This is a genomic window from Gulosibacter sediminis (assembly GCF_030011715.1).
GTDB classification, from domain to species: Bacteria; Actinomycetota; Actinomycetes; order Actinomycetales; family Microbacteriaceae; genus Gulosibacter; species Gulosibacter sediminis.
Genome location: NZ_JASCYH010000056.1, coordinates 1 through 9,975 on the forward strand (window position 1 = coordinate 1; position 9,975 = coordinate 9,975).

Annotated in this window: 9 protein-coding genes; 3 read left to right on the top strand and 6 right to left on the bottom strand. The window is 65.6% G+C overall.

The features are described 5' to 3' along the window. Positions 1–90: 90 nt before the first annotated feature. The 6 genes from trxA to QM019_RS11955 form a co-directional block, all read right to left on the bottom strand. Positions 91–501, bottom strand: a complete 411-nt coding sequence (gene trxA / locus QM019_RS11930) for a thioredoxin (RefSeq protein ID WP_125106371.1) — start codon at positions 499–501, stop codon at positions 91–93. Positions 502–601: 100 nt separating this feature from the next. Continuing rightward, entirely contained in the window at positions 602–1,534 is a 933-nt protein-coding gene (locus QM019_RS11935) for a PRC-barrel domain-containing protein (RefSeq protein WP_282828446.1), read from the bottom strand. A gap of 79 nt (positions 1,535–1,613) precedes the next feature. After that, positions 1,614–2,816 (bottom strand): DUF4349 domain-containing protein, encoded by a 1,203-nt coding sequence (locus QM019_RS11940; protein WP_282853181.1) that lies wholly within the window; start codon positions 2,814–2,816, stop codon positions 1,614–1,616. A 119-nt stretch (positions 2,817–2,935) separates the two neighbouring features. Then, entirely contained in the window at positions 2,936–3,763 is an 828-nt protein-coding gene (locus QM019_RS11945) for an aldo/keto reductase (protein ID WP_282853183.1), read from the bottom strand. 44 nt (positions 3,764–3,807) lie between these two features. Next, complete coding sequence (locus QM019_RS11950) at positions 3,808–5,031, bottom strand: MFS transporter (RefSeq protein WP_282853184.1); 1,224 nt, start codon at positions 5,029–5,031, stop codon at positions 3,808–3,810. Positions 5,032–5,084: 53 nt separating this feature from the next. Continuing rightward, entirely contained in the window at positions 5,085–6,644 is a 1,560-nt protein-coding gene (locus tag QM019_RS11955; protein ID WP_282853185.1) for a Mur ligase family protein, read from the bottom strand. A gap of 372 nt (positions 6,645–7,016) precedes the next feature. On the opposite strand from QM019_RS11955, the gene nrdH reads away from it, so the two are divergent. From nrdH to nrdE, 3 genes are read left to right on the top strand one after another with little or no spacing between them, the layout of a single operon-like run. Continuing rightward, complete coding sequence (gene nrdH / locus QM019_RS11960) at positions 7,017–7,253, top strand: glutaredoxin-like protein NrdH (RefSeq protein WP_125106366.1); 237 nt, start codon at positions 7,017–7,019, stop codon at positions 7,251–7,253. Between the two features lie 14 nt (positions 7,254–7,267). Next, positions 7,268–7,687, top strand: coding sequence for a class Ib ribonucleoside-diphosphate reductase assembly flavoprotein NrdI (nrdI, locus tag QM019_RS11965; RefSeq protein WP_125106365.1), 420 nt, complete (start codon positions 7,268–7,270; stop codon positions 7,685–7,687). After that, positions 7,684–9,825, top strand: a complete 2,142-nt coding sequence (gene nrdE / locus QM019_RS11970; RefSeq protein WP_125107396.1) for a class 1b ribonucleoside-diphosphate reductase subunit alpha — start codon at positions 7,684–7,686, stop codon at positions 9,823–9,825. The genes nrdI and nrdE overlap by 4 nt, the downstream gene beginning before the upstream one ends. Positions 9,826–9,975: the final 150 nt, after the last annotated feature.

The following is a 9,975-nucleotide window of genomic DNA, read 5'->3' on the forward strand; positions in this document are numbered from 1 at the left end:
GCCAACCCCCCCCCCCCCACCCCGCGCGGGGGGGGGGCCCCCAACACCCCCCCCCCCCCCACGCCCCGTTTGCTGAGCTGGTGCGCTTGCTTAGACTTGCGCACCGTCGGTGCGCGGCGCGGCCTCGCCGGCCTCGGCGGCCGACTGCTGCTTCTCGATCTCGGCGCGCACCTCGTCCATGTCGGCGGCGGCAACGGCCTCGATGACCTGCTCGACGGCGGCCGCGGGCAGCGCGCCAGCCTGGTTGAACATGAGCACGCCGTCGCGGAACGCCATGAGCGTCGGGATCGAGCGGATGCCGAGTTCACCAGAGAGCTGCTGGTTCGCCTCGGTGTCGACCTTGCCGAAGGTGATGTCGGGGTGAGACTCGCTCACCTTTTCGTAGATGGGGCCGAACTGGCGGCACGGACCGCACCAGGCGGCCCAGAAATCGACGAGGTGAATGCCCTCGCCAGTCACGGTCTCCATGAAGTTCTGCTCGTTGAGCTCAGTGGTTGCCATAAACGCCTCCTCGTGCCGCACCCTCGGTGCGGAGTCCAATCGATAGTTGAGAGAACACACGGCCCGGTGGTCATATTCCACCGGGCCGTGTGCGTGGGTATCAGTTCTCGCGGTCGGGGCGCTCGAACGGCGAGGCGTCGCCATTCTCCGCGTCGTCGCCGTCGTCGGTGAACGCGTCGAAGCTCAGCGCATCCGAGTCGCCACGCTGCGGTGTCTCGGCTTCGGCGTCGGCCGCCAACGCGTCGAACGGCGACGCATCGCCGGTGTCGCTCGCGGGCGTCGCGTCCTGCGCGTCCGACTCGCTCGGCGCATCCGCAACGATGTCATCAAACGCCGACGAGGTCGCGGGGGCGTCCGCACCCGAGTCCGTGGTGTCGCCGAGGAGGTCGGACGCGCGCAGCGGCTCGTCCTCTCTCGAGACGCCGCCGCCGAGGGGCGCGATGGTCTCGGGCTCGGCCTTCTGCTTCGGCGCGTCGTCGTCGGGGTCGGCGACGTTGAGGCTGCCCTCGGCCGTGGTGCGGCCGGGAACTTCGTAGTAGTTGTAGAGCTCGTCCTCTTCTTCGGGCGAGAGGTTCTGGTCGATCTCGGTGAACGGTGCGCTGTGCACCTTCGCCTTGTCGTAGGGCACCGTGATGCGCTTCTCGGTCTGCTCCGACTCGTCGAGCGGAATGAAGTACTCCTTGGTGCCAAACATGCCAGTCTTCACCGTGACCCAGTTCGGCTCCTGCGTTTGGTCGTCGAGGTAGACCTGGCCGACGCGACCGATCTTGGCGCCGTTCTTGTCGAAGACGGTCGACTGGAAGATGAGCAGCAGCGCGGCCTCGGCCTCGCGGGCGGCGAGTTCCTCTTCGGTCGGCGCGGCATTCTCGACCTCGTTCGGGGCAACCGAGATCTCGTCGTCGCCGACCTCGAGGGCCTCGATCGAGGCGTCGCCGGAGTCATCGGACGGGCTCACGGCGTCGGCGGGCACCGACGCTGCGTCGTCGCTGGTCGGATCGACAGCGTCGTCCTGAAAGTCGTTCGAATCAGCCATTGCTTTCCTCTGCGGTTGGACTTCGCGCGAATACACGCACTGTGCAGACTACCCAATCACGCACAGCGCACGCTGCCCGCTAGCGGTCACCGGGTGGCGTCAAGGGCGGCAAACCATCGGCGAGCCGCTGCTGCGGGGTCGCGTCGTCGTCGCGGTGCGCTGCAGTTTCAGTGGGCGCCGCACCGGTCTCTGCGTCGGTAGGGCGGTCACCGCCGTTCGTCGGGGCGGACACGCTGCCTTCCGCTTGCGGGCGGCCCGTCGACCGCTCGGACTGGGGGTGCTGCGTTGGCTGCTGAGGAGCCGACTGTTGCGGACCGGCTTGCTGGGGCTCGCTCGGTCCCGCGGGCCAGGACGGCCCCTGCGGGCCGGGGTTGGCGCGGCCAGGGCGGGCACCGCCTCGGCCGCGTCGCGCGCGGCGAATGAGGCGACGGATGACCGCGAACCAGAGCACCGAGATGATGAGCGCGAAGATCACGAGGCCGGGAATCGCGTAGCCGAGGCCCTGCACGAAGCGGCCGAGCGACGACACGAAGTCGTGCCAGCCCTGGCCGAGGCCGTCGAGGAAGGTGCCGCCGTTGTCGTCGTCGGGCGACGTGTACTCGGTGCTGAAGTTCACCGTCACGGTCGACATCGCGACGTCGTCGTCGAGCACCTCGAGCTGACTCTCGAGACTCTGCAGCTCGGCCTGACGCTCGCTGAGCTTCTCCTCAACCTCGAGCAACTCGGTGACGTTGTCGGTCGCCTCGAGCATGGCCTCGAGCGAGGTGATCGACGATTCGAGCGCCGAAATGCGCGACTCGAGGTCGACCTTCTCCATCGTGACGTCCTGTGCGCTCGACTGCAGGCTCGTTACGTCGCCGAACTCGCTCAGTTCGGCGACGAAGGCGTCGTGGTCTTCGGCCGGCACGCGCACCGTGACATTGGAGCTCGGGCGGCTCGAGTCGAGCGACTCGTCGCGGGCCTCGATGTAGCCGCCGTACTTGTCGGTGAGGCCACGCAGCCCCGAGACGGCGCCGGGCACATCCGTTACGGTGACATAGGCGGAGGTCGTGGTGATAACCGCGCGCTCGGCGGTGGTGCCCGAATCGCCGGTCTGTTCCTGGGGCGCGGCCTCATCTTGCGCGCCGCCGTCGCTCGGCGCGTAGTCCTGCTGTGGATCGGAAACCTGCTGGTCGCCGGCGCTGGAGGAGGCACCGGGGCCGACGGCACAGGCGGTGAGCAGGCCCACAAGAGCGAGCCCACCCGTGAGGGAGGCAAGGAGGCGTCGTCGTGTCGGAGTCATGCCCTCAGTCTCCGCGCTTCGGGGAGTGAAATCGTCACCCTCACGTCAGATCGTGACCCTGGCGACACGCAACGCAGGGCGGATTTTCGCTGCGGGCGGGAACTTTCCGCCCGGCGCACCTAGCCGAAGAGGTCCGGGTCTTTGCCCGCGCGCTCGCCGGTGTCGAGCGCGGCGATGGCCGCGAGGTCGGCGTCGCTGAGGCGCACCTGCAGCGACTCGAAGTTCTCCCGCTGGCGGTCGGGGTGCACCGACTTCGGGATCACGACGTTACCGATCGCGAGCTGCCACGCGAGGATCGCCTGCGCGGGCGTGCATCCGTGCTGTTGTGCGATGACCTGCACCGTGGGGTTCTCGAGGTCGATGCCGCGGCCGAGCGGCGACCATGCCTCGGTGACGATGCCGTGCTCGTCGTGGAACGCGCGCAGCTCAGGCTGTTGGAAGCGCACGTGCAGCTCGACCTGGTTGGCCTCCGGCGTCTCCCCAGTTTCGTCGATGAGACGCTGCAGGTGGGTCGGCGTGAAGTTGGCGACACCGATGGCGTGCGCGCGTCCCTCGTCGCGCAGACGGAGCAGGGCCTCCCACGTCTCGACGAACTTGTTCTGCGCGGGCGACGGCCAGTGGATCAGGTAGAGGTTGACCTCCTCGACGCCGAGCTCCTCGAGCGAGTCGTCGAACGAGCGCAGGGTGGCGTCGTAGCCGTGGCTGTCTTGCCACACCTTCGTCGTGAGGAACACTTCGTCGCGGTCGATGCCGCTGCGGCGAAGGCCCTCTCCGACGCCTGCTTCATTTGCGTAGAGGGTGGCCGTGTCGAAGTGGCGGTAGCCGATCTCGACTGCAGACTCGATCGCGCCGGGCACATCCTCGTTGCTGATCTTGTAGACGCCGAGGCCGAGGAGTGGGATGCGACTGCCGCGGCGCAGTTCACGTGTAGGCGAAAGTTCACTCACGCCCTCGACCATATCCCTCGGCGGTGACCCGCGCATCCGGTCGGCTAGATCTCCTGCCGGAGATCGATGATGGGTCCTGCTCCAGTATCGGCTTTCGGTTCGAGGCTTGCCTGACGCAGGTCGGGGTGCCAGCGGATCGTCGAGACTGCGACGAGGAAGGCCGCGGTGACGAGGCCCGAGGCGACATAGAGGCCGCCGCGCGAGCCGAGGTGGTCAATCGCAATTCCCGCGAGGCTGCTCGCCAGCGACGAGCCGAACATGATCGCGGTCGCGAGCCAGCCGAAGGCCTCGGCAGTGTCGCTGAAGCGCACCTTCGCGCTGACGCTCGCGTTCGCCACTGCAATGACGGGCGCGCAAGAGGCGCCTGCGACGAACAGACCGATCGCGAGCAGCCACGGGTTTTCAGCAACGAGGAGCGCGAGCATCGTGCCGACGACGGCCAGGAACACCCGCGAGGTGAGCGAGCTACGGCGCATCGGCAGGTTGCCGGTGAGCAGGCCGCCGGCAAACGAGCCGACTGCCGAGACCGCGAGGATCACACCGGTGATGGGGGAGTCGTGGCCGTAGTGCGCGACGATCGACGCGTCGATGGCGCCCCAGATGCTGAGCGTGAGCATAAGCACGACGCACATGATGACGACGACGGGGTTGCGCAGCACTGCGCCCATGCGCCGAGGTGAGGGCGGAATCTTCACCATGCCGATTTCGGGCGCGCTCGCGAACCAGACGCTGCCGACGAGCAGCACGATCGCGGCGATGAGGATCGTGATGCTCGTGTCCCAGATCGCGCCGATGCCGATCGTGACGAGCGGGCCGAGGATCCAGATGAGCTCCTGCAGCGTCGCGTCGAACGAGAAGAGCGTGACGAGCTTCGGTCCGCGCACGAGGGTGGGGTAGACGGTGCGCACGGCCGACGACACCGGGGGCACCGTGATGCCGGCGACAAACGCGACGGCGGCGGTCAGCCAGGTGGTCATCGGCACGACTGCGATGGCACCGAGCGCGAGGGCACAGACGACCATGGTCGGCACGAGGATGCCGCGCATGCTGAATCGACTCATGAGGCGGCCGCCGAGCGGGCCGGCGATGCCCTCGGCGATGCCGAACGCGGCGAGCACGATGCCGGCGGCCGTGTAGCTGCCGAGGCGCTGCTCGACGTGGATCAGCAGTCCAATCGCGAGCATGCCGGTGGGGAAGCGGGCAGCAAGCTGCGAGAACAGGAGTCGGGCAACTCCCCGCGACCGCAGCACCTCAAAATAGTGACGCACGCCACGAGCCTAGTTGAGGGCTCGTGGCGTGCGTGACGCGGAATGCGTTCGGCTTAGGCGTCCCAACCGGATGCGCGCAGTGCCTCGCGCACGGCGTCCTTGACTGAGTAGGGAACGAGGGTTCCCCGCACCTCGACGTCTTGGCGGTGGCCGTGGCCGCCGACGAAGATGATGTCGTTCTCGTTCGCGAGCGAAACGGCCTTCGCGATGCCCTCGGCCGAGTCACCGATCTCGTAGACCTCGCGGTCGGGGAACTCGGTGTGGAGCGTATCGACGAGCGTCTTGCGGATCGCCGCAGGGTCTTCGAAGCGGGGGTTGTAGTCGGTGACCACGACGACGTCGGCGATCGCGGCCGAGCGAGCCATGTCGGGGCGCTTCGTCTGGTCGCGGTCACCGTCGGCGCCGAACACCATGAACAGGCGACCCTTCGTGAACTGGCGCAGCGTCGTCAGTACGGCCGCGAACGACGCCGGCGTGTGGCCGTAGTCGACGTAGACGCGGGGTCCGGAGCCGCCGGCATTGACGGGGTCGAGGCGGCCGGGCAGCGTGAATTCGACGCCTCGCTCGTTGTCGAGCGCTTCGAGGAAGCGGTCGAAGGCGAAGCCCGCCTCGACGAGGGCGACGACGGCAAGCGCGAGGTCGACCGCGACGAACGAGCCGGGCTGGTTCACCCAGCTTGTGAGCGAGCGGCCATCGGGCGAGGTGAGCGTGAATTCCGTACGGTCGAGCTCGACCTCGCGGGTCGTGACGTGCCAGTCGGCCGCGGTTTGCGCATCCGTGCTGATCGTTGTGACCGGCACCTTCGCCTCGTTCGCGAGGCGCGCGCCCCACTCGTCGTCAACGAGCGTGACGGCGTGGCCGACCCGGTCGGGGGTGAACAGCGCGAGCTTCGACGCGAAGTAGTTGTCCATCGTGCCGTAGTCGTCGAGGTGGTCCTGGGCGAAGTTCGTGAAGATGGCGCTTGAGAAGAACAGGCCGTCGATGCGGTGATGTGTGATCGCCTGCGCCGACACCTCGATCGCGGCAGCTTCAACCTCGGCGAGGCGGAAGGCGGCGTTCAGCGCGTGCAGGTCGTCGGCCTCGGGCGTCGTGAGGCGACCAGAGTCGCGGGTCGTGATGCTCGTGTCGCCGATGCGGCGCTCGACCGTGCCCGAGAGGCCGCTGCGAACGTCGAGCGCGCGTAGGAGGGCGTCGACGAGGTAGGCGGTGGTGGTCTTGCCATTGGTGCCGGTTACACCGATGAGTACGGGGGAGTCACGGTGCGTGCCGTAGACGAGCGCGGCGACCTGGCCGAGTACCGCGCGGGGGTCTGGATGCACGAGCACGGGCAGGCCCGCCTCGCTCGCGAGTTCGACGCCGGTCGGGTCGGTGAGCACTGCGGTGGCACCGGATTCGGCCGCCTTGGCCGAAAACTTGGCGCCGTGCGTGCGTGCGCCGGGGAGTGCGACGAAGAGCGAGCCTGCGACGACAGTGTTGGTCGAGCTCGAAACACCGTTCACCTCGACGTCACCGTTGGTGGCTGTGGTGTCGGCAAAGGTCGCACCGACGGTCTGGGCGATCGATTCGAGGTGTGTCGCGGGAAGACCTTCGGGGCGTGCGGGGTTGTAACTCATGGGTGCTCCGTAAGACGGGTTGAGGGCCGGTACGAACGCTAGTGGATTGGCGTCCAGAACGGCACTTGGACACGGTGAGCGGCGGCAGATTTGCCGGGTCGTTCGCGCCAGGCAAAGCATGTCGGAGGCGCATGGTCGACTTGTCTTGTCAGTGTGCATCGAACTGTGGAGGCGATGTGGATAACACCCGAAAAACTGTGCAGACACGCCGTGAACCTGTGGATGTTCATGTGGATAATTACACGCTTGTAATCCGAGATGTAGTGGTGCTAGATTCCTTGGACACAACATCTAGTGGCGCCACCGCTTCGGCGACACCATGACGATCGCAAAGTTTTACCCAAGTCAGATCTCGTTTAGTTAGGCAGCAGCATGACCGTTTCCGTGTACAGCAAGCCCTCCTGCGTTCAGTGCACCGCGACCTACCGTGCCCTCGACAACCAGGGCATTGAGTACGAAGTCTTCGACGTCTCGGCTGACGACAAGGCGCTCGAGGCCGTCAAGGCACTCGGGTACCTGCAGGCACCGGTCGTCGTGACTGAGGACGACTCCTGGTCGGGCTTCCGCCCCGACAAGATCACCGAACTCGCGCAGCTGCGCAGCGCGTAACTTCGGGAGGTGGCATGTCTGGCCTCGTGTATTTCTCGAGTGCTTCGGGAAACACGCACCGGTTTCTGACCAAGCTGGGGCGCGAGGCCAGGCGCATCCCTCTCTATACCCACGAACCCACGATCCTCGCCGATGAGCCGTATGTGCTCATTATTCCCACTTACGGCGGGGGTACACCGAAAACCGCGGTACCCAAGCAGGTCATTAAGTTCTTGAACCTCCGAGAGAATCGGGAACTGCTGCGCGGCGTCATCGGCGCCGGGAACACCAACTTCGGTCGGGCATACGGTCTGGCGGCCGACGTCATCGCGGCGAAATGCCAGGTACCCGTGCTCTACCGCTTCGAACTCTTCGGCACTCCAGAAGATGTGCAGAACGTCAACAAGGGATTGGACCAGTTTTGGCAACAGCAACCGACGCTCGCGACGACGTGATCACGATCGAGGCCCCGAAGAAGGGGCAGAGCTCGGGTATTGATTACCACGCGCTCAACGCGATGCTGAACCTCTACGACGCCGAGGGTCGAATTCAGTTCGACAAGGACCGTGAGGCAGCGCGCGAATACTTCTTGCAGCACGTCAACCAGAACACCGTGTTCTTCCACGACCTCGAGGAACGCCTCACCTATCTCGTCGACAACGAGTACTACGAGGGCGGCGTCATCGAGCAGTACTCGCTCGAGTTCATTGGTCAGCTGCGCGACCGCGCCTACCGCGCGAAGTTCCGCTTCCCGACCTTCCTCGGCGCGTTCAAGTTCTACACCTCGTACGCGCTGAAGACCTTCGACGGCCAGCGTTACCTCGAGCGCTTCGAGGACCGCGTGCTCATGGTCGCGCTCGGCCTCGCGCAGGGCGACGAGAAGCTCGCCACCGCGCTCGTCGACGAGATGGTCTCGGGCCGCTTTCAGCCCGCCACCCCGACCTTCCTCAACGTTGGTAAGAAGCAGCGCGGCGAGTATGTCTCGTGCTTCCTCCTGCGCATCGAAGACAACATGGAGTCGATTGGTCGCTCGATCAACTCGGCGCTGCAGCTCTCAAAGCGCGGCGGCGGCGTCGCCTTCAGCCTGAGCAACGTGCGCGAGGCTGGCGCCCCAATCAAGCACATCGAGAACCAGTCGAGCGGCATCATCCCGATCATGAAGCTGCTCGAAGACAGCTTCAGCTACGCGAACCAGCTCGGCGCTCGCCAGGGCGCCGGCGCGGTGTACCTCAGCGCGCACCACCCAGACATCATGCGCTTCCTCGACACGAAGCGCGAGAATGCCGACGAGAAGATCCGCATCAAGACGCTCTCGCTCGGTGTCGTGATTCCCGACATCACGTTCCAGCTCGCGAAGCGCAAGGAGCCGATGTACCTCTTCTCGCCTTACGACGTCGAGCGCGAGTATGGCAAGCCCTTCGGCGACATCTCGATCACCGAGCACTACTACGAGATGGTCGACAACGCGAAGATCCGCAAGCACAAGATCGACGCGCGCCAGTTCTTCCAGACGCTCGCCGAGATTCAGTTCGAGTCGGGTTACCCGTACATCGTGTACGAAGACACCGTGAACCGTGCGAACCCCATCGAGGGCCGCATCAACATGTCGAACCTCTGCAGCGAGATCCTCCAGGTCAACTCGCCGTCCACCTATCACGACGACCTCTCGTACGACCACATCGGCGAGGACATCTCGTGCAACCTCGGCTCGATGAACATCGCGCTCGCGATGGACTCGGACAGCCTCGGCAAGGCGGTCGGCACGGCCATCCGCGCGCTCACCGCAGTGAGCGACATGTCGAGCATCGACTCGGTGCCGTCGATCCGCGAGGGGAACGACGGCTCGCACGCGATTGGCCTCGGTCAGATGAACCTGCACGGCTACCTCGGTCGCGAGCGAATCCACTACGGCTCCGAAGAGGGTCTCGACTTCACGAACATGTACTTCTACACGGTCGTGTACCACGCGATCCGTGAGTCGATGGAGATCGCGCGCGAGCGCGGCGTGCGCTTCCGCGGCTTCGAGAACTCGAAGTATGCGTCGGGCGAGTTCTTTGACAAGTACACCGAACAAGAGTGGGCGCCGAAGACCGAGCGCGTGCGCGAGCTGTTCGCCGAGCACCACATCCCGACGCAGGATGACTGGCGCGAACTCAAGGCGCTCGTCCAGCAGCACGGCATGTACAACCGCAACCTGCAGGCGGTGCCGCCGACCGGTTCGATCTCGTACATCAACAACTCGACCTCGTCGATCCACCCGATCGCCTCGAAGATCGAGATCCGCAAGGAAGGCAAGATCGGCCGCGTCTACTACCCGGCGCCGTTCATGGACAACGACAACCTTGAGTACTTCGAGGACGCCTACGAGATCGGCCCCGAGAAGATCATCGACACCTATGCCGAGGCGACGCAGCACGTCGACCAGGGCATGTCGTTGACGCTCTTCTTTAAGGACACCGCGACGACCCGCGACATCAACAAAACGCAGATCTACGCGTGGACCAAGGGCATCAAGACGATCTACTACATTCGCCTCCGTCAGCTCGCGCTCGAGGGCACCGAGGTCGAGGGCTGCGTCAGCTGCATGCTCTAGCACTCTTCTCACCCCAACTCGCAGAACGGCCGGACCCCTTTCGGGGCTCGGCCGTCCTCCGTTTCCACTCTCACACGGTGCCGACCCGCAACGACGTGCCGCCGAGGGGGTTGAGTGGTCGTTTTTTGTAGTTTTGGCGGTGCCAAAACT

Excerpts from the sequence above, each read along its gene's own strand:
- QM019_RS11935 (WP_282828446.1), bottom strand. The coding sequence starts at position 1,534 with ATGGCTGATTCGAACGACTTTCAGGACGACGCTGTCGATCCGACCAGC.
- QM019_RS11955 (WP_282853185.1), bottom strand. The coding sequence starts at position 6,644 with ATGAGTTACAACCCCGCACGCCCCGAAGGTCTTCCCGCGACACACCTC.
- nrdI (WP_125106365.1), top strand. The coding sequence starts at position 7,268 with ATGTCTGGCCTCGTGTATTTCTCGAGTGCTTCGGGAAACACGCACCGG.
- trxA (WP_125106371.1), bottom strand. The coding sequence starts at position 501 with ATGGCAACCACTGAGCTCAACGAGCAGAACTTCATGGAGACCGTGACT.
- nrdH (WP_125106366.1), top strand. The coding sequence starts at position 7,017 with ATGACCGTTTCCGTGTACAGCAAGCCCTCCTGCGTTCAGTGCACCGCG.
- QM019_RS11940 (WP_282853181.1), bottom strand. The coding sequence starts at position 2,816 with ATGACTCCGACACGACGACGCCTCCTTGCCTCCCTCACGGGTGGGCTC.